Origin of the sequence: Maritimibacter harenae (genome assembly GCF_009882975.1) — a bacterium.
Lineage (GTDB): Bacteria > Pseudomonadota > Alphaproteobacteria > Rhodobacterales > Rhodobacteraceae > Maritimibacter > Maritimibacter harenae.
In genome coordinates this window covers 107,077-126,067 of the sequence record NZ_WTUX01000005.1, presented here as the reverse complement: position 1 = coordinate 126,067, position 18,991 = coordinate 107,077, and the positions used below count along the sequence as shown (strand labels likewise).

The window sequence follows — 18,991 nt, the reverse complement described above, 5'->3', positions numbered from 1 at the left end:
GGCTCAGGCCCCGGGCGGCTCGGCCAAGGTCACGTTGGCCGCGAAGGGGCCCTTGTCGCCCTCGAATTCCCGGAACCGCAGGCGCATGCCCTTGGCCAGCGTGTCCCAGACATCCTGGGTGAGCCCGTCGCGCTGAAAATAGACCTCGCGCCCGTCGTCGGCACGCAGGTAGCCATAGCCGAGCTCGGGTTCGATCAAGGTGATCTCACCGTGGAGCAGCGGTGCGTGGCGCTTCACCTCGACACCCCCGCGCACCTTCTTCTGGCGCTTGAGATGCGTCTCGGCCGCCGAGAATGCCCGGTTCGCGGCGAGCAGCAGGTCGTCATGCGCGTTGCCCTGCGCCACCTCGCGCTCGACGTGGAAGTCTTCGCCGGGAATGCGCAGCGTGATCGCGGCGCGGAACACCTCGCCGGAGACGCGCCGTTTCTGCGGGGCTTCGAGCACGACCTCGCAGCCGATCAGCCGGTCGAAGCGTTTTTCGAGCGCTGCGATGCGCCGCCGGACAAGGTCTTCGACCGCCGGTGACGGGTCGAGGTTGCGCCAGGAAATGATGGGATCGATTTGCATGGGAGGAAGATCGGCCCCGGGGCGCCCGACGTCATTGTCGATCATCAACGGGGATCAGGCGGGCTCGGCGGTCCGGCGCAGCGCCGCCCGGTGCACCGCGCCCATGTCGCTTTCATCGTGGAGCGCGCGGACCGCCGCGGCGATGAGCGGGCCGCTCTCCAGCACGCGAAAGCGCGGGGCGCGCGCCGCCACGCCGGGGGCGAAGGGCGACGTGCTGTCGGAGACCGTGACGCTGTCGATGAAGCGACCGTAGAGCAGCGTGCCCAGTGCCTCGCCCGTCATCAGGGCGTGGGTGGCCACCGCATGCACTTCGCGCGCTCCGTGATCGCGCACCGCGCGGGCCGCGCGAAGCATGGTCGCCCCGCCCACGATCATGTCATCGACGAGGTATACGCTGCGCCCGGCCACGTCGCCCGCGAAGAGCGCGCCCGAGACATGGCCGCCTGAGCGCCGTTTCTCCATCAGTCCGAAGCCCACCGCGCGGCCGGCCCGCGCTTCCAGCCCGAGGCGCAGGATCTGCGCCCGTTTCACGCCACCCGCGTCCGGCGAGGCGACGACCAATGGCGCGTCCGTTGCCCGCTCCGCGATGTCGCGTGCGAAGAGGTCGCACATCGAAAGATGCGTGGTGGGGCAGCGGAAGGCGTTCTCGAAGGCCGCAGGGTTGTGGACGTCGAGCGTCACCATCCGGTTGACGCCGACCGCTTCGAAAAGCGTGGCGACATAGCGCGTGGTCACGGGGTCGCGCGGTTTGGTGCGCCGATCCTTGCGCGAATAGGCGAGGTAGGGCGCGATCACCGTGATGCGCGCCGCCCCGTGGTCGCGGCAGGTGGCGATGAAGAACAGCAGGCGCATCAGCCGGTCGTTGACCGACCAGCGGGCGTCGGGCTGCAGTCCGTGCAGGATGTAGACATCGCGCCCGCGCACCCGCACCAGCGGACGCGCCTTGTGCTCGCCACCGCCGAAGTCGCGCTCTTCGTGCAGCGCGAGCCCGAAGCCGCCGGCCGCCGCGATCCGGCGTCCGAGCCCGGTGGATCCCTTGAGTGCGAAGAACAACATGGGGCGAGGGTGTCCCGGCCAGAGAGGCGCGGCAATGACGGGGCGCAATGACGCGCGGCGCAATAGGGCGAGGATCGGAAGGACCACCACTCACATGAGCCCGACCGATGATGCTGACGCGTCCGCGCCGCCCGGATTACGACACCAAACGCGCCTTCCTGGTGCGCGCGGCGGCGCGCGCGGCGCGGGCCCGGCCCACGGTGGTCGAGACCCATTCCGCCGTCGTCGTGATGGCGGGCCCCCACGCCTGGAAGATGAAGAAACCCGTGCGCCTGCCGTTCGCGGACCTCACCACCGCCACCGCCCGCGCCCACCTGTGCCGCGAAGAGCTCAGGCTCAACCGGGAGCTTGCGGGGCCCGACGTCTACCTCGGGCTGACGGCGATCACCCAGGCGGACGACGGCACGCTGGCTCTCGATGGAGAGGGGCTCGTGGTGGAGGCGCTCGTCCTCATGCGTCGGCTGGATGCACGCCGGATGCTGGCAGCCCGGCTGGACGCGGGGCCCGCGCCCACGCTGGACGAGGTCGAGGCGCTGGCCGATCGGCTCGTCGCCTTCTACCGCCGGGCGGTGCGCCCGCCCGCGGCCGCCGCGCATTATCTCGACAGGTGGAGCCACACGGGCCGGGTCAACTCCGCCCATCTCGCCGCGATGCAACCGTGGCTGGGACCAGCCTTCTCGCCGGCCTTCGTGCGTCATGCCCCCGGCCTCGTCACCCGGTGCCGGGCCGAGATCGTGGCGCGCGCCGGGGCCGGCCTGATCGTCGAGGGGCATGGCGACCTGCGCCCCGAGCACATCTGCCTCGAGAACCCGCCGGTGGTGTTCGACAGGCTGGAGTTCGACCCGGACCTCAGGCTCGCCGATCCGTTCGAGGAATGCGCCTACCTTGGCATCGAATGCGCGCGGTTCGGGGCCGGGTGGATCGGGATGGCGCTGATGGAGCGGCTCGCGTCGGCGGGCATGGCGCCGCCCTCGCGCACGCTCATGTGCGCCTACGGGGTCAACCGGCTGCTGACGCGCGCGCGACTGGCGATCGACCACCTGCGGGATACGGCGCCGCGCGCGCCCGCGCGCTGGCCGCGCGAGGCGCGCCGCTACCTCCTTCTCGCGCGGTCCATCGCGCAGGGCGCGGGCGTTTCGGGCTGGTGAGGCTCAGGGCACGATCAGGACGGGGCAGGGCGCGTGATGCAGCACCTTCTGGGACACGCTGCCCAGAAGCGCGCCACGGAACCGTCCCAGCCCGCGGTGCCCCATGACGATCATCGTCGGGTCGAGCGCTTCGGCAAGATCCAGGATCTCGTCGGCATAGTCGCCCGTACACATCTTGGTGCGCACGCCGCGCGCGCCGCAGTCGCGGGCGCGCTGCAGTGCCTGGGCGAGAACCTGTTCGCCCAGGGCGGACATGAGCTGGCTTTCATTCACGTCCCGGTCGGCCCGCACCAGGAAATCGCTCATCGCCGGCTGGTCGGCCTGGGCGAAATGCTCGACCATGTGCTCGGATTCGGCCATCTTCCGCCACTCCGGGTCCGGGTGCCGATGGCCCACGACGTGCGTGATCGTGAGGTCGGTTCCAAGCGCCGCTGCAAGTCGCGCGGCCTGCTCCACGGCCCTGTTCCCGTGGTCCGAACCATCGGTGGCGACGAGTATGCGATCGGGCATCGGGCGGTCTCCTTCTGTGTGAACCCGCGATGACCCTGCCGGGCGCGGCCTTGCCGCGCATTGCCGGCCGTCATTGCCGGCGCGTTGACGAAGATCAATGTCGCACGCCGCCGGGATCGTTAGGACGGTCGGTGTCACAGATCCGCCCATGATCGGAGGCCCGCCATGTCCAAGCAGAAATCGAAAAAGCCCGACACATCGAAGGCCACCGCGGTTCCGTTCGAGGCGATGACGAACGGCTTCAACGTCAACCAGGTCATGATGGAAAGCCTGCGGACCATGCAGGCGACGAACGCGGCCGGGATTCAGCGCATCAACAACGAGATGCTGCGCTTCGCCATCGAACGCCTGCAGGAAGACCAGGAGCGGCTGCGCGAAATGGCCACGCCGCGCGACCCTGCGACGGTCGCGGCGCTCTGGGGAAGCTATTTCGCCATGACGGCCCAGGAATACGCGGTCGAGGCGCGCAGGCTCTGGGGCGAGTATTTCGCGGAGGTCTTCGAGGGGTTCGACAAGGCGCGCGGCGAGATGCAGGAGGCGCTGGGCGTGGCGGATACCGAGGAGATCATGAAGTCCGTCCCGGTGTGACGCGCACGAAAAAGTCAGTCGATACCGACTTTCGGCGACTCCTCAGAATACAGTGATCGTGGTATTACCCCTGTATTGACGGGCGTGGGACGCGTGACGTTCTGCGCAGGGCACGGATGCGGGGGACGATCGCATGCCCAAGGACGAAGACATCATCGGCCCGGTGCCGTTCGGGGGCGAAACGCTCGACTCCCTGAAACTCCGGCTCTCCACGTTCATCGAGGATTTTCCGGTCCCGCTCGCCCTGTTCGACAGGGCGATGAACTACGTGGCCGTATCGAAGGCCTGGGTGAAGACGTTCCGGCTCCAGGGTGAAACGCTGATCGGGACGTGCCAGTACGACATCGCCCCGTGGATGTCGCAGGAACTCAGGGCCGCCCACCGCGCCGGCCTGGCCGGTCGGACGATCAGCAACGAAGAGAGCCGGACGACACTCCCCGACGGGACCGAGACCTGGCAACGCTGGACCATCCGTCCGATCCACGGCGCCGACGACGAGGTGACCGGCATCGTCGTGGTGACCGAGGACATCACCGAGGCCGTGCAGGCGCGCCACCGGATGGAGGCCAGCGAACACCGTCTGAGCCACGCGATGGACGTGGCCCGTATCGGCTTGTTCGAGGTTCGCGCGGACACCGGCGAAATCTATGTCTCGCCCACGATCTACGATCTGCTCGACGCCGAGGGGCCGTTCGACACGATCGAAGAATTCATCCAGCTCGCCGCGCCCGAGGACCAGGTGGAACTGCGCAGGCTGCGCGACAACGTTCTGGACCCGACGGGCACCGGGCTTTTCAGCCTGGAACTCGCCCCCGAGATCGGCGGAATGCGGCGGCATTTCGAGCTGAAGGGTCGGGTCGAATACACGGGCGAGGGCGCGGCGCGGCGCCCGGTGCGCGGGATCGGCGTCCTGTTCGACCGGACGGAACGCGCGCGCCTGTCGAATGCGCTGGACTCGGCGCAGCGGCTCGAGACCGTGGGGCGCATGGCGGGTATGATCGCGCATGATTTCAACAACTTGCTGACCGTCATCATGTCGAACCTGGAATTCGCCTCGGACCAGACCGTGGACCGGGCGATGAAGGACCACCTGCGCCGCGCGACCGAGGCGACGCAGCTCGGCGCAAGCTTCACCCGCCGGCTTCTGTCGCTGTCGGGGGCACGCGAGCCGCGGCCAGGCGCGCTCGCCGTCGACGAACACCTCACGCGCACCTGGACCATGCTCGAGCGGGTGCTGGGCGAAGACGCGCACACCACCTTCGTGCCGGGGGCGCCCGAGGGGGCGATTTTCCTCGACCGCGGTGAGCTCGACGGGGCCGTCCTCAACCTCGTGCTCAATGCGCGTGAGGCGACGGCGGACCGGGGAACGATCAGCATTTCCACCGGCTCGCGGCGCCTGACGGCCGCGGACGCGGGTCAGATCCCGGGCGGGCGGCCCGGCGATTTCGTCTGGCTCACCGTGACCGATACCGGCGCGGGGATGAGCCCGGACGTGGCCCAGAAGGCGATCGAGCCCTTCTTCACGACGAAGATGCCCGACCGGGGCAGCGGCCTTGGCCTGACCAGCGTCGCGACGATGCTGTCGCGCGCCGGCGGGTTTCTCAGGATCGACTCCGAGGTCGGGGCGGGCACCGACGTGACCCTCTACTTCCCGCGCGTGGACATGCCGGAACTCGAGACGGGGACCTTGTCCAAGGACATGCCGCGTGGCGACGGCGAGCTGGTGCTGGTGGTCGAGGACGACCCGCTGGTGCGCGAAAGCGTGCTCGACCGGCTCGAGGCGCTGGGATACGCGGTCATCGAGGCGGGCTCGGCCGACCAGGCGATTTCGCTCGTCGAACGGGGCGAGCCCGTGGACCTCGTGTTCTCGGATGTCGTGTTGCCGGGCCGCAAGACGGGCATCGATCTTGTCGAACACCTTTGCGCCGAGGGCCGCAAGATCCCCGCGCTTCTCACCTCCGGTCATACCTCGTTGCGCGAGGACGCGCGGATGACGGGCGACATCGCGATGGAGCTCCTTCCCAAGCCCTACACGCTGCACACGCTCGCCGTGGCCGTGGCGCGCGCGCTCAAGGCTGAAGCGTGCCGCTCTCGTTCTCCGGTATGAAGACGTAGCCCACGCCACGCACCGACCGGATCAGCCGCGGGGCGTCGCCGTCCGGCTCGATCTTGCGCCTGAGACGGGCCACGTGCCCGTCTATGGTGCGGTCGTAGGGCGACCATTCGCGCCCGTGGAGCGCGCGGTTGATCTCGTCCCTGCTTATCACCTGTTCGGGATGCTTCAGGAACAGTTCGAGGAGCTTTGCCTCGAACGGGGTGAGATCCTCGCTCCGGCCGTCGTGGTGGACGACCCGGCCGCGTTTGAGGTCGACCCGCGCGTGGTCGATCGACAGTTCTGCGGGACTTTTCGGGCGTTCGTAACGATCGAGCACGCGGTGGATGCGGATGACGACTTCGCGGGAGTCGAAGGGTTTCACGATGAAATCGTCGGCCCCGGCGACCAGCCCCTGGGCCCGGGTGTCCGGCGCGCCGTGGCCGCTGATGATGACGACCGGAATGTTCTGTTTCGCCCGCAGATCGCGCGCCAGAGACAGCCCGTCGCCGTCCCCCAGTTCGAGGTCGAGTGATACCAGGTCGACCCCGCCGGCGTCGAGTTCGGCGATCATGCCGTTCATGTCGGCGGCCTCGCGGACCCGCCAGCCTTCGGTTTCAAGAAGTTTGCGCAGAATTGACCGGACCTCGGCCTCGTCGTCGACGACCAGGATTGTTTTCTTGAACATGGTCCCCCGCGTGTCGTTTCGGCCCGGACCGGCGTTCGTGCCCATCTGCACGATGCGCCCGCCAAGTGATCGGCTGATCCAATAATGCCGATCAGGGCATCGCGTGGCAATCGACGGCCCATCGCGCGAACGTTGTCACGCGTGGCTTCGGGCGGGCGGCCGCAGGGCTGCGGCCGCGCCGGTTCAGAAGATGGCGCTCTCGCTTTCCTCGAACGAGGTCCAGAGCCCCATCACGACGAGGATGCCGCCCGAGACGATGGCATTCCATACCAATGCCGTTTCGGTCGCGTATCCGAGCACCCAGGGCGAAAGGACGAGCCAGGCCCCGACCAGCGCCGTGAGCCATTCTTCCCATTTCTGGAAAGAAAACAGCGCCGCACCGCCCAGGATCACGGCCACGGCCCCGGTCGCGAGGAAGTTCCAGCCGCTCATGGGGAACGCCTCGCCCTCGGCGAGGGTCGGTCCCAGGAAGAAGGCCGAGGCGATGATCCACAGGCCGATGATGAGGGTGATGACGTCCTGCCAATGTATCTTGTTCATGGTTCAGGTCTCCGTGTTGCACGCGATGTGTCCATCGCGCGCCTCCATCATTTCAGCCTTTGCGGGCGTGGCATTGACGGCCGACAACCGCGGACAGAATAATGCGCGCGGCGCGGCGGCGTATGGGTGATCGCGGGGCACAACCTGAAATTGTGCATGGACTATTCAAATTACCCCTTGGCGCGAATCGCGAAGTCCCCGCATGCGTTGCCTCCGGACCCGACACATTCTTTCGAAGGGGGCACGTATTCACCAAAAGGCGTAGGCCGAAATTCGGGCGCCCGATCGCCTCTTATACCAAATCGCACGTTTGGCGTTGCCGAACCGCCCCCCTTGCATTTTTCCATGCGAAAAAGGCGGTGGACAGGGTTTCCAGCTGTTGCGCGTGCGGGGAGCCGCCGACATAAATCGACTTGGGGCGCAGGCGCAACACTGGCACAGGCCCGGCTTCGCGGGGTTCGCGCCTGCAGAAATTTGATGGTAGATATTGTGTCGGCAGACAGAAAAGAATCCTAGGGGTGGTGGTGTGAGCATAGACAATCCTCGAAACGCGAAGATCGCACGGCGCACCGCGCTCGCGCTTCTTGCCGGCACCAGCCTTTCGGCCTGCGCCGGCGGGATGACCTTCCCGGTTTCCGAGGAAGCGCAGGAACCCCTAGCCGAGCGCGGCATCAACGTGATCCGCATCTCCACCAAGAACATCGAACAATACGGCGACACCAAGGGTGCCGCGATCCTGTCGGTGGAGTCCAACCCGCCCAGCGATCCGGGCGTCTACGCCTATCCCGTCGGGGTGGGTGACCAGCTGCGCGTGCAGACCTGGAGCACACCGGAACGGCGCGTCTCCGGCGACGGCGACGCGATCGTCGAGGGGCCCATCGTGAACGAGCGGGGGCAGTTCTTCTATCCCTTCGTGGGCATGGTGACCGCTGTCGGCCGTACCACCACGCAGATTCGCGGGATCCTGGAGCAGAAGCTCAGCGTCTACATCGCCGATCCGCAGGTCGAGGTCGACGTACAGGAATTCAACGCGCACCGCGTGTCGGTCGTGGGGGCAGTGACGAACCAGGGCGCGGTCACGCTGACCAACGTGCCGATGCGGCTGCTCGACCTTCTCAACCAGGCGGGGACCGAGCCGGACTCGGACCTGCGGCGCGTGGAAATCCGCCGCCACGGCAAGACCTACATCGTGAACCTTCAGTCCTTCGTGGACTACGGCGCGCGCGGGCAGAACCCGCTCATCCTGCCCGGCGACATGGTCGTCGTGCCGGCGATGAACGACAACAAGGTCTTCGTGTTCGGCGAGATCGAGACAGGTGAAGTGCTGCTCGGCTCCGCCCCGCGCAACCTGACCGAGATCCTCGCGGGGCAGGGCGGGATCGACCAGGTTCGCGCCAACGCGCGCGGCATCTTCGTCTTCCGCCGCCCGCCGGGCCGGCAAAAGGGCTTCGACGTGTTCCAGTTCGACCTGACGGATGCCTCGACGCTGATCCTGACATCGCAGTTCATGATGGCCCCGATGGACGTGGTCTTCGTGACCACGGACCCGATCGCGCGCTGGAACGACACGGTGGGGCAGGTCGCCTCGGCCGTCTCGGCGGTGGTGCAGGGCCGCGCACTGGTCGACGCCTTTACGCCTTGATCGCATTTCCCACAGGACGACCCTTCGGCGGGGACCGCCGGGCGCGGGACGAACGCCGCCTTACTGGTGCGCGTAGCCGAGATATTTCGAATACCCGGCGCCGAATTCCGGGAAAAACCTTTCTTCCGGGGCATTTTGCGGGCAACACACCCCTAGCGGACCCGCCACTTGAAAACGCTCCTTTTCGGGCACGTCTAATTGAGGCGAATGAATAATGACTGAACACAGCGCCGGTGCGAACACGATGGCCTCGACCGACGTGGATGACGAAATCGACCTGAAGGATCTTCTTGCCCAGCTTCTGGCGCGCAAGTGGATGATCCTCTTCTTCGTGGTTCTGGGCACGCTCCTCGGGGCGGCGTGGGGCCTGATCCCGCCCAGCATCTTCCGCGCGAGCGCCCTGGTCCAGATCGAGCAGCGTTCCGACAAGGTTTTCCTTCCGTCCGAGCTGGTGGGCGACCTGCTGACCGGGCTCCAGTCGCAGGACAGCGGGCTCGAGACCGAGGTCCACGTCATCCGCTCGCGCCTTGTTCTCCAACCGGTGGTGGAACGGCTGGGCGAGCAGACCATCGTCATTCCGGAAGGCTTCCCCGTGGTCGGCGATGCGCTGGCACGCTACGACCTGCCCGTGCTCGACGACGTGCTCGCCCCCGAACACGCGCGGGCCGGGGAGTCGATCGACGTGTCGATCTTCGATCTCGCCGAAAGCGACCCGGCCAACCCGTTTCGCCTGACCGTCGAAGGCCCGGAGACCTACGCGCTCGCCTTGCCCAACGGTGACGTCCTGTCCGGACGGGTGGGCGAAGAGCTGGCCCTGCCGAACGACGGCACGATGGTCGTGTCGGACATGACAGCGGATACCGGCCGCGAATACCTCATCTACCAGCAGCCCCTGCGCAAAGCCGTCGAGCGCATCCGCGAAGGGCTGAAGATCAGCGAGCGTGAAGACACCGGTATCGTCGATTTCGATTATGAAACGGCGCAGGAAACCAAGGCCGTTCCGCTTCTGAACGCGGTCATCCGCGAATACATGAACCAGAACCTGCGGCGCCGCTCGGCCGAGATCGACAACAGCATCGCCTTCATCGAGGAACAGCTCGCCGACAATGCCATCGAACTCGAAGAAGCGAACAAGGAGCTTGCCGAGTTCCGCCGCAACAGCGAGATCGTGGAACTGGCCGCCGGCACGCAGGAGCTTCTCAACACCGCCGTTGAGATGGAGTCGCGCATCGACGAACTGGAGTTCCAGAAGGAACAACTGCTTCAGAACCTGACGATCAACCACCCCGACGTGCGCGCCATCGAGGCAGAGGAACGGCGCTACCAGGAGCGGCTGGAAGAGATCCGGGGGGAGCTCACGCGGTTGCCCGAGGTCGAGCAGGACCTCGCGGTCCTCGTCCAGCGCGTCGAGAAGGCGCGCGCGCTCGAGCAGCAGTTGCGGGCGCGGGTGGAGCAGTTGCGGGTGCTGCAGGCCAGCACCGTGGGCAACATCCGGGTTCTCGAACCCGCCGAAATCGCCGAACCGGTCGGACCCAACCGCCTGATGCCGGCGGCGCTCGGCGGGCTACTGGGCCTTGTGCTGAGTGCCTTCGGCGCGCTCGCCCTCAACGCCCTGCGCCGCGGTGTCGAAGACGGGCGCGAGATCGAGGCGCTGGGCCTGCCGCTTTTTGCGACCATCAACAAGGCGCCGCAGACGATCGGGATCGGGGCGGCGGACAAGCGCTACGGGCTCGCCCTGCACGACCCCGAAAGCCTGATCGTGGAATCCATGCGCGGCCTGCGCACGGGTCTGAAATTCGCGATGGCCTCGGCCGAGTCAAAGACCCTGATGGTTTCGTCCTGCGCACCGGGTGACGGCAAATCCTTCATCTCGCTCAATCTCGCCATCGTGTCGGGGCAGTCCGGGCTGAAGGTGTTGCTGATCGACGCGGACATGCGCCGCGGCTTCCTGCGCAAGTATTTCGGGCTGGATCGCGACCATCCGGGCCTGTCCGACGTGCTCACGGGCAAGAACAAGGACTGCATCCAGACCTACGAAAAAGAGAAGATCGACTTCCTCGCCACCGGGCGGTTCCCGCCCAATCCGACCGAGCTTTTGGACAGCAAGGCCTTCGAGGAACTCCTGGCCTGGGCCAACGAGCAATACGACCTGGTGATCGTCGATGCGCCGCCGGTCCTCGTGGCCGCGGACGCCACGATCATCGGGCAACAGGTCGGGATGAAGATGCTGGTTGTGCGCCACCTCGTCACCACGGAACCCGAGATCCTCTCGGCCCAGAAGACGCTGCAGACCGCGGGCGTGCGCCTGTCGGGGGCGATCCTGAACCAGTACGACGAATCGAAGAGCCGCTATGGCCGCTACGGACAGAAATACGGCCACTATTACGGCGGGTACCGCTACAAGTACGGGCGCGACGAGAGCAGCGACTGAACCGGCGGGCGGCCGGCCCCTTTCTCACGGTGAGTTGAGCCGCGTTTGTCGCGGGGCATGGCAGGATGGCCATATGTTCCGACCGATCGCCCTTGCCGCCTCGCTTGTCCTGACCGCGCTGCCCGCCCTGGCGCAGGAGGGACGCATCCCGTCCCATTGCCACGCGCTGGCCCAGAAGGCCGGGCTGCCTTTCGTGCATCGCGCGGCCTACACCGATCCGGTGGCCCCCGACAGCGTGCGCATCAGCTACATCGGGCACGCAGCCTTCCTGATCCAGACCGAGGGCGGGTTGAACTTCATCACCGACTACACCGGGGACCAGGGCGGCGCCGACCTGATCCCGGACGTGGTGACGATGAACAACGCCCACGTCAGCCATTTCACCTGGTCGCCCGACCCGGACATTCCGCACGTGCTTGAGGGCTGGGCGAACGCGGATGGGGAGCGCGCGTATGACCTGGACCTCGGCGAGGCGCTGATCCGCAACGTCCACACCGACATCCGCTCGAACGGGGGTGGCAACGTGGTCGAGGATGGCAATTCGATCTTCGTCTTCGAGGTGGCGGGGCTCTGCATCGGCCACCTGGGTCACCTCCACCACATCCCGGACGCGGGCCAGTATGCCGAGATCGGGCGGCTCGACGTGGTGATGGCGGCGGTCGACGGCGGCACGTCGCTGGACACCCGCAGCATGCTCAAGGTGATGGAGCGGCTGAGGGCGCGGGTGGTCATCCCCATGCACTGGTTCGGGCGCTTCACGCTCGACCGTTTCATGGAAGGCATGCAGGAAGGCGGCTACGACGTGGTCGATGCGGGGATCGGGGAGATCACCCTGTCGATGGATTCGCTGCCCACGCGCCCCACGGTCATGCTCTTGCAGCCCGGCCTGATGCGCGAGTGACTTGCCCCGCGCGGCGCGGAGTGCGATTCAACCTGCCATGAGCGATTTGAACCCTGCCGACGCGGCTTTTGCCGACACCCTGCGCGCACGCATGCCCGAGACCGCGTTCCGCGATCTCACACCGGCCTACCTGGAAGAGCCCCGAGGCCTGTTCCACGGGGGGGAGGGGCTTCTGGTGGCCCCCGGCTCGACCGAGGAGGTGGCCGAAGTGGTGCGCCAGGCGCAGGCAGCGCGCGTCGGGATCGTGCCCTACGGCGGGGGCACCGGGCTGGTCGGCGGGCAGATCCGGGCCGAGGGGCCCGCGCCGGTGATCCTGTCGCTCGAACGGATGACGGCCATGCGCGGCATCTACCCGGAAGAAAACGTCGCCATCGCGGAGGCGGGCGTGATCCTGTCCGCCCTGCAGGCGGCCGCGGAAGAGGCCGACCGGCTCTTTCCCTTGTCGCTCGCCTCCGAAGGATCGGCGCGGCTGGGGGGTGTGCTTGCGACCAATGCGGGCGGCGTGAACGTGCTGCGCTACGGAAACACGCGCGAGCTGTGCCTCGGGCTCGAGGCGGTTCTGCCGGACGGGTCGGTGTGGCACGGGCTGAAACGGCTGCGCAAGGACAACACGGGCTATGACCTGCGGGGGCTGCTGATCGGGGCCGAAGGCACGCTCGGCGTCATCACCGCCGCGTCGATGCGCCTCTTTCCGCGCCCCGCGCGCAGCGGCACCGCGCTGTTCGCGGTCGAAAGCCCGGCGGCGGCGCTCAAGCTGCTGGCGCTCGCGGGATCACGGATCGGCCCGGGGATCAGTGCGTTCGAACTCATCTCTGGGCAGGGGCCCCGGTTCCTCGAGGAGACCGAGTGCCCGGCGCGCTGCCCGCTCACGCCCATCCCGGACTGGTCGGTGCTGATCGACCTGGGCATGGGCGCCGGGGATGACCCGGACGCCGCGCTCACCGGGCTGTTCGAAGCCGCGCTCGAGGCGGGGCTGGTGTCCGACGGGGTGATCGCGCAGTCCGAGGGCCAGCGCGCGGGCCTGTGGCAGATGCGCGAAGAGATCCCGGAGGCGAACCGCCGGATCGGCGCGGTGTCCTCGCACGACATCTCGTTGCCGCTGTCGGAGATCCCCGCCTTCCTCGATCGGGCGGGGGACGCGGTGCGGGCGCTCGGCGATTTCCGCATCAACGCGTTCGGGCACCTGGGCGACGGCAACCTGCACTACAACATCTTCCCGGCCCGAGGCGAAAGCCGCGACGCCTATGCCGACCGGCGTGCCGAGGTGGCCGGAACGATCTATGATCTCGTGGATGAAATGGGCGGCTCTTTCTCGGCCGAACACGGCATCGGGCGTCTCAAGGTGGGCGACCTGGCGCGTTACGGCGATCCGGCGAAGCTTGCCGCGATGCGCGCGATCAAGGCGGCGCTCGACCCGGCGGGGATCATGAACCCGGGCGTGATGCTCGCCGAGTGAGCGGCCGGAAAAGGAGACGCGCCCCGCCGGGGGGACGGACGGGGCGCGCGGCACGGGGAACGTGCTATCATGCAAGCGGGATAGATCTTGCAGACGCTGTCAGGGATAGCCCCCAAACCTTTCGATTTGGTTTACGCGCCTTCGAAAGCACAGAGGGCGTGGACGTCCATGCCCATCTTCTCGAGCTTCGCGTGACCGCCGATCTCCGGCAGGTCGATGATGAAGGCGCAGCCCACGACCTCGCCGCCCAGCCGCTCGATGAGCTTGATGCCGGCCGCGGCCGTGCCCCCGGTGGCCAGCAGGTCGTCGACCAGCAGCACCTTCTCGCCCGGCTGGATCGCGTCGTCGTGCACTTCCATCACCGCCTCGCCGTATTCCAGCTGGTAGGCCTCGCTCACGGTCGCGCCGGGCAGCTTGCCCTTCTTGCGGATCGGGATGAAGCCGACCGACAGCTGGTGCGCGATGGCGCCCCCGATGATGAAGCCGCGCGCCTCGAGCCCCGCGACCTTGTCGATCCGGGTGCCGGCATAGGGATGCAGCATCTGGTCGATGCACATGCGGAAGCCGCGCGGGTCGGCGAAAAGCGTGGTCACGTCCCGGAACATGATGCCCTCATGCGGGAAGTCCACGATGGTTCGGATGTAATCCTTGACGGTCTTCATCGGCTCACTTCGTGTTTTTTGTCTCGATCGGCCGACCACATAGAACAGCGCCGCGCCGGATGCACGTTCGCATTTGCAACGGGCCGCGTCACCGGGTGTCCGTCCCGTAGTGGCGCCGCAGCGCCATGATATCCTGCTCACCGAGCTGCTTGGCGATGTTGGCGTCCTGCGAAAAGACCGAGATCGCGTCGTAATACGGATTGCGGATATCGGTCATCAGCCCCATCGCCTGGGTCAGCTCCTCGAGCATCACGCTTTCATAGGCGCGGATGTTCAGCGTGGTCGAAAAGACGATCGCCACGCGCCGGATGTGACCTGTGGCGCGTTCGAACACCATACGCGTCGAGGCCCCGCCAAGCGGTGAGCCGTCGACCCCGTCGATCCCCGTGCCGGTGATGGGGTCGCCACGTTCCAGGTCGAAGAGGAAGATCTCGATCTCGGCCTCCGCGTCCGGGGCGACCTGGGCAAGCCGCACGCCGGCGTCGGCCGCGTTCAGCGCCTGGATCGCGCGTTCCAGGGCGGCGGCGGCGCGCAGTTTCTTGCCCCCGAGGTAAGCGTCGTCGATCCGGCGGACCGCGACGCGAATGGGGGAGGCCCGGTCCCATTTGACCATCGCCTTCGTGCAGCCGCCGCCCGGCGGCGCGCCGCAGGCGACCGCGCGGTAGAAATCCTCGTCGCGCATCGGGCCGGTCGCCTCGACGTATTCCTGGGCGAGCGCGAGCCCCGGCAAGACAAACGCCAGCGCCAAGGCGGCCGGCGTCACAGCACCCGGCCGGCAATCGTCGAGAGCTTGGCCACCATGTCGGGGTCGCGCTTTTCCGGCGCTGTCATCACAGCGAAGTCGAGCGCCCGGTCGCAGCCGTGCGGGCAGGTGTCGCGCGTGGTGCCCAGAAGCTTGGGCAGGCGGGCGATCAGCGCGCGGGCATTGTCGGAGTTCGCCCCCAGCGTGGCGATGATGTCCGCGATGTCGACTTCGCCGTGATGCGGGTGCCAGCTGTCGTAGTCCGTGATCATCGCGACGGAGGCGTAATCGATCTCCGCTTCGCGTGCGAGCTTGGCCTCCGGCATGTTCGTCATGCCGATCACGTCGCAGCCCCAGACCTCCCGATACAATTTGGATTCGGCCAGGGACGAGAATTGTGGCCCCTCCATGGCAAGGTAAGTGCCCCCCATGTGGACACTCACGCCGGAGGCTTCCGCGGCCGCCTGGCAGGCGGCGGCGAGCCGCATGCAGACCGGGTGGGCAACGCTGACATGGGCCACGAGACCGGAGCCGAAGAAGCTCTTTTCACGCGACACGGTGCGGTCGATGAACTGGTCGACGATCACGAAATCGCCCGGCGCCATCTCTTCGCGGAACGACCCGCAGGCCGAGACCGAGATGATGTCGGTGACGCCAAGCGACTTCAATGCATGGATATTCGCGCGGTAGGGGACCGTTGTCGGGGAATGCACGTGGCCGCGCCCGTGCCTTGGCAGGAAGGCCATCTTCACGCCGTCCAGCGTCCCGGTGAGGATCTGGTCGGAGGGATCGCCGAAGGGGGTTTCCAGCGTGACCCAGTCGGCGTCCGCGAGCCCCTCGATCTCGTATAGCCCCGACCCGCCAATGACGCCGATCATCGTGTCCATTTCTGCCCTCCTGTCGCGCCTTGGGGGAGTGAACCAGCCACAGTGATCATAGACAAGCCGCAATCGGTTCACGAATAGGTCCAAATCGGGGGGTAGGAGAACCACCATGTTGATACAGAAAGCGTTTCATACCCTGACCCCGCCGCCGCCCCGCGACCTCGCGCCGATTCTGGTCACCTTCGGTGTCTGGTCGGCCGTCGCGGACCTGGACCTTGTCTGGATGGGCTTTCCCGTCCTGCCGCTCTGGTTCGCCCTTGCCTCGGGCACGTTGTTCTGGCTGATCGGCCGAATGCCCGAATTCTACGACCGGGCCCACGGGACCCCGCAGAAGGCCGCCGTGATCGGCATGTCCGCCTTCCTGGTCTTCGTCATCCTGGCCTCGAGCCTGTCGACACAGGCATGGATGATCCAGTCGGTCTGGATCGCCGGTTCGATCCTCTACGGGCTCGTCTTCTCGGTCGGCGTCCTTATGGGCGACAACGAGGATCTCGCGATGCTCTGTCCCCGATGGGCCCATGCACCGGATTTCACCCGGACGGCCCTTTGGGTGATCGCCATCCGCAACGCTTTCGTGGCGCTGGGCGCGGTGATCCTGATGAACGAGACGCAGCTGACCGAATGGGTCGTCTTCGTCACCCTGGGCAAGGTCGCCGCGTATTATGTCGGCGAATGGTTCACGGTTCAGGCCTACCTCTCGCGGGTGGCCTGATCGCGGTCGGGCAGGGGTGGCCTTTTCTGCGACGCGGCGATATTTGGGTGGCTTGAACATCCAACCGCGTTAGAGGTGACCCTTGGCCCGAGCCCTCCTGGCACGTTTTGCCAATCGTATTTCCACGCCTGATCTGCGCCTGGCCCCGAACGATCCACTGAGTTTCGGGCGCCTGCGCATCGAGCTTCTCTCGGGCCTGACCGTCGCGCTCGCTCTGGTGCCGGAAGCTGTCGCCTTCGCCTTCGTGGCCGGCGTTCACCCGCTCGTGGGCCTCTATGCGGCGTTCATGGTGGGGCTGATCACGGCCGTCTTCGGTGGCCGGCCCGGCATGATTTCCGGCGCGACCGGGGCGCTGGCGGTGGTCATGGTGGCGCTCGTGGCCAAGCACGGCGTGGAATACCTCTTCGCCACCGTTGTCCTGATGGGGCTGATCCAGATCTTCGCGGGCATCATGCGCTGGGGCAAGTTCATCCGGCTCGTGCCGCACCCGGTCATGCTGGGCTTCGTGAACGGGCTGGCCATCGTGATCTTCCTGGCCCAGCTGACCCAGTTCAAGGTGCCCGGCACGGCGGAGGCGACCGGGCACGGCACCTCCGGGGGCGAATGGCTGACGGGCATTCCGCTCTACACCATGCTGGGGCTCGTGGCGCTGACGATGGCGGTGATCTGGGTCATGCCGCGCATCACGCGGGTGATCCCGGCGCCGCTGGCCGGGATTGTGGTGGTGGCCGCGGTGGTCATCGGCTTCGGGATCGATGTGCCGCGCGTCGGCGACCTGGCCTCGATCCAGGGCGGGCTGCCGCCGTTCCATATCCCCGCGGTGCCGCTCAACCTGGAAACGCTGGAGATCATCCTGCCCTACGCGGTGATCCTGGCCGCGATCGGGCTGATCGAGAGCCTTCTGACCCTGAACCTCGTGGGCGAAATGACCGGCCAGCGCGGCGGGGCGAGCCAGGAATGTGTCGCCCAGGGCGTGGCCAACACCGTGACCGGTTTCTTCGGCGGCATGGGCGGCTGCGCGATGATCGGGCAGTCGATGATCAACGTGAAGTCCGGCGGGCGCACCCGGATCGCGGGGATCGCCGCGGCGCTGTTCCTCCTGAGCTTCATCCTCTTCGCGTCGCCCCTGATCGAACAGATCCCGCTCGCGGCGCTGGTGGGGGTGATGTTCATGGTCGTGATCGGCACCTTCGCCTGGAACTCGGTCCGCATCCTGACCCGCGTGCCGCGTATCGACGCCTTCGTGATCCTGCTGGTGACGGCCGTGACCGTGGTCGAGGACCTGGCGGTCGCCGTGGTCGTGGGCGTGATCGTGTCGGCGCTCGCCTATGCCTGGGGCAACGCGACGCGTATCCGCGCGCAAACCCACATCACGCCCGAAGGCGCGAAGGTCTACCGCGTGCAGGGGCCGCTGTTCTTCGGGTCGTCGGACGGGTTCGCGGAACTCTTCGACGTGTCCGGCGACCCGTCGAAGGTGATCGTCGACTTCGCCGACAGCCGGGTGGCCGACCAATCGGCCCTCCAGGCGATCGAGGCCGTCGCGGGCAAGTACGAAGCCGCGGGCAAGTCGCTCCAGCTGCGCCACCTGTCGCGGGACTGTCACCGGCTGCTCAAGCGCGCCGGTCACCTGATGGTCGATAGTGACGACGATCCGGATTACGAGATCGCCGTGGATTACTCGGTTCGTACCGGGATCCTGGGCGGCCACTGACCGAAACGGTGCACGGGGCTGTTGACGGCGGCCCCGCAGCCCATTTCCGGNTTTTCTAGGATTCTAGGATTCTAGGATTCTAGGATTCTAGGATTCTAGGATTCTAGGATTCTAGGATTCTAGGATTCTAGGATTCTAGGATTCTAGAGTTCCCGACCTGACACGAGAGCTCCCGGTCGCTCTCCCGTCAAAGCGACAGATGCGTCCGGTCGAAGCCGTCCTTCGCCTTCAGCCCGTATCCCACCGCCCGGTCGATCGCGACATGGCACCACCAGATCGCCCCGACCGCCACGACGAGTGACGTGCCCGACACCCAGCCCACGCCGATCGTCAAGGCGGGCAGCGTGAAGACATGCGCGAGGTTGTAGAAGACCGCGCCCCGGCGCGGCCCGGCGAGATAGCCCAACGCGCTGAGATCCGGGACCAGGATCAGCGTGGCGAACAGCCACCAGCTTGCGCCCGTATCCGCGAATAGCCAGAGGCCTATGACCGCCAATGCGAGCCCTTCGAGCTTGAGGTGCAGAATCTGGGCGGCGTCGAGCGGGGCGCGCCGGTGCGCGGTGCCGGGAAAGCTGGCGGTGTCGGTCATGATGGCTCCTTTCGACGCCATCATGGCCTTTCGCCTCGTGAATGGGTATCGGCCAAAACCGAGACCCAACCA

Annotated in this window: 18 protein-coding genes; 9 read left to right on the top strand and 9 right to left on the bottom strand. The window is 66.9% G+C overall.

Annotation, left to right across the window (positions count from 1 at the left end):
• Positions 1 to 3: 3 nt before the first annotated feature.
• Both GQE99_RS02305 and GQE99_RS02300 read right to left on the bottom strand, forming a co-directional pair.
• A complete protein-coding gene (locus GQE99_RS02305) occupies positions 4 to 567 on the bottom strand; it encodes an HPF/RaiA family ribosome-associated protein (RefSeq protein WP_161349963.1) in 564 nt (187 codons plus the stop codon).
• 54 nt (positions 568 to 621) lie between these two features.
• The gene (locus tag GQE99_RS02300; protein WP_161349962.1) at positions 622 to 1,623 is read right to left on the bottom strand and encodes a ribose-phosphate diphosphokinase; all 1,002 of its coding nucleotides are present in this window, start codon (positions 1,621 to 1,623) and stop codon (positions 622 to 624) included.
• A 107-nt stretch (positions 1,624 to 1,730) separates the two neighbouring features.
• Here GQE99_RS02300 and GQE99_RS02295 point away from each other — a divergent pair, with 107 nt between their 5' ends.
• Positions 1,731 to 2,771, top strand: a complete 1,041-nt coding sequence (locus GQE99_RS02295; protein WP_161349961.1) for a hypothetical protein — start codon at positions 1,731 to 1,733, stop codon at positions 2,769 to 2,771.
• A gap of 3 nt (positions 2,772 to 2,774) precedes the next feature.
• On the opposite strand, the gene GQE99_RS02290 is transcribed toward GQE99_RS02295, so the two are convergent.
• Entirely contained in the window at positions 2,775 to 3,281 is a 507-nt protein-coding gene (locus GQE99_RS02290) for a universal stress protein (RefSeq protein ID WP_161349960.1), read from the bottom strand.
• A gap of 165 nt (positions 3,282 to 3,446) precedes the next feature.
• Between GQE99_RS02290 and GQE99_RS02285 the strand changes: the two genes are divergently transcribed.
• The gene (locus tag GQE99_RS02285; protein WP_161349959.1) at positions 3,447 to 3,869 is read left to right on the top strand and encodes a phasin family protein; all 423 of its coding nucleotides are present in this window, start codon (positions 3,447 to 3,449) and stop codon (positions 3,867 to 3,869) included.
• Between the two features lie 133 nt (positions 3,870 to 4,002).
• Positions 4,003 to 5,976 carry a PAS domain-containing sensor histidine kinase gene (locus GQE99_RS02280; RefSeq protein WP_161349958.1) on the top strand — a complete coding sequence of 658 codons (1,974 nt, stop codon included), beginning with the start codon at positions 4,003 to 4,005 and terminating at the stop codon, positions 5,974 to 5,976.
• Here the strand turns inward: GQE99_RS02280 and GQE99_RS02275 are convergent.
• Positions 5,939 to 6,649, bottom strand: coding sequence for a response regulator transcription factor (locus tag GQE99_RS02275; protein WP_161349957.1), 711 nt, complete (start codon positions 6,647 to 6,649; stop codon positions 5,939 to 5,941). The two genes, GQE99_RS02280 and GQE99_RS02275, sit on opposite strands and share 38 nt — an antisense overlap.
• A 183-nt stretch (positions 6,650 to 6,832) precedes the next feature.
• The gene (locus GQE99_RS02270) at positions 6,833 to 7,189 is read right to left on the bottom strand and encodes an SPW repeat protein (RefSeq protein ID WP_161349956.1); all 357 of its coding nucleotides are present in this window, start codon (positions 7,187 to 7,189) and stop codon (positions 6,833 to 6,835) included.
• A 526-nt stretch (positions 7,190 to 7,715) separates the two neighbouring features.
• On the opposite strand from GQE99_RS02270, the gene GQE99_RS02265 reads away from it, so the two are divergent.
• From GQE99_RS02265 to GQE99_RS02250, 4 genes are all read left to right on the top strand, one after another.
• Positions 7,716 to 8,831 (top strand): polysaccharide biosynthesis/export family protein, encoded by a 1,116-nt coding sequence (locus GQE99_RS02265; protein WP_161349955.1) that lies wholly within the window; start codon positions 7,716 to 7,718, stop codon positions 8,829 to 8,831.
• A gap of 214 nt (positions 8,832 to 9,045) precedes the next feature.
• Complete coding sequence (locus GQE99_RS02260; protein ID WP_161349954.1) at positions 9,046 to 11,262, top strand: polysaccharide biosynthesis tyrosine autokinase; 2,217 nt, start codon at positions 9,046 to 9,048, stop codon at positions 11,260 to 11,262.
• 73 nt (positions 11,263 to 11,335) lie between these two features.
• Entirely contained in the window at positions 11,336 to 12,163 is an 828-nt protein-coding gene (locus tag GQE99_RS02255) for an MBL fold metallo-hydrolase (protein ID WP_161349953.1), read from the top strand.
• Between the two features lie 37 nt (positions 12,164 to 12,200).
• The gene (locus GQE99_RS02250; RefSeq protein WP_161349952.1) at positions 12,201 to 13,619 is read left to right on the top strand and encodes an FAD-binding oxidoreductase; all 1,419 of its coding nucleotides are present in this window, start codon (positions 12,201 to 12,203) and stop codon (positions 13,617 to 13,619) included.
• A gap of 131 nt (positions 13,620 to 13,750) precedes the next feature.
• On the opposite strand, the gene GQE99_RS02245 is transcribed toward GQE99_RS02250, so the two are convergent.
• The 3 genes from GQE99_RS02245 to GQE99_RS02235 all read right to left on the bottom strand — a co-directional run bounded on the left by GQE99_RS02245 (position 13,751) and on the right by GQE99_RS02235 (position 15,910).
• The gene (locus GQE99_RS02245) at positions 13,751 to 14,281 is read right to left on the bottom strand and encodes an adenine phosphoribosyltransferase (RefSeq protein ID WP_161349951.1); all 531 of its coding nucleotides are present in this window, start codon (positions 14,279 to 14,281) and stop codon (positions 13,751 to 13,753) included.
• 88 nt (positions 14,282 to 14,369) lie between these two features.
• Positions 14,370 to 15,029, bottom strand: a complete 660-nt coding sequence (locus GQE99_RS02240; RefSeq protein ID WP_161349950.1) for a DUF2927 domain-containing protein — start codon at positions 15,027 to 15,029, stop codon at positions 14,370 to 14,372.
• Positions 15,030 to 15,040: 11 nt separating this feature from the next.
• The gene (locus GQE99_RS02235; RefSeq protein WP_161349949.1) at positions 15,041 to 15,910 is read right to left on the bottom strand and encodes an S-methyl-5'-thioadenosine phosphorylase; all 870 of its coding nucleotides are present in this window, start codon (positions 15,908 to 15,910) and stop codon (positions 15,041 to 15,043) included.
• A 106-nt stretch (positions 15,911 to 16,016) separates the two neighbouring features.
• On the opposite strand from GQE99_RS02235, the gene GQE99_RS02230 reads away from it, so the two are divergent.
• On the top strand, positions 16,017 to 16,619 hold the full coding sequence (locus GQE99_RS02230; RefSeq protein WP_161349948.1) for a hypothetical protein: 603 nt from the start codon (positions 16,017 to 16,019) through the stop codon (positions 16,617 to 16,619).
• A gap of 82 nt (positions 16,620 to 16,701) precedes the next feature.
• Positions 16,702 to 18,330 (top strand): SulP family inorganic anion transporter, encoded by a 1,629-nt coding sequence (locus tag GQE99_RS02225; protein WP_161349947.1) that lies wholly within the window; start codon positions 16,702 to 16,704, stop codon positions 18,328 to 18,330.
• A gap of 187 nt (positions 18,331 to 18,517) precedes the next feature.
• Here the strand turns inward: GQE99_RS02225 and GQE99_RS02220 are convergent, their stop codons facing one another.
• On the bottom strand, positions 18,518 to 18,919 hold the full coding sequence (locus GQE99_RS02220) for a DUF4260 domain-containing protein (RefSeq protein ID WP_161349946.1): 402 nt from the start codon (positions 18,917 to 18,919) through the stop codon (positions 18,518 to 18,520).
• Positions 18,920 to 18,991: the final 72 nt, after the last annotated feature.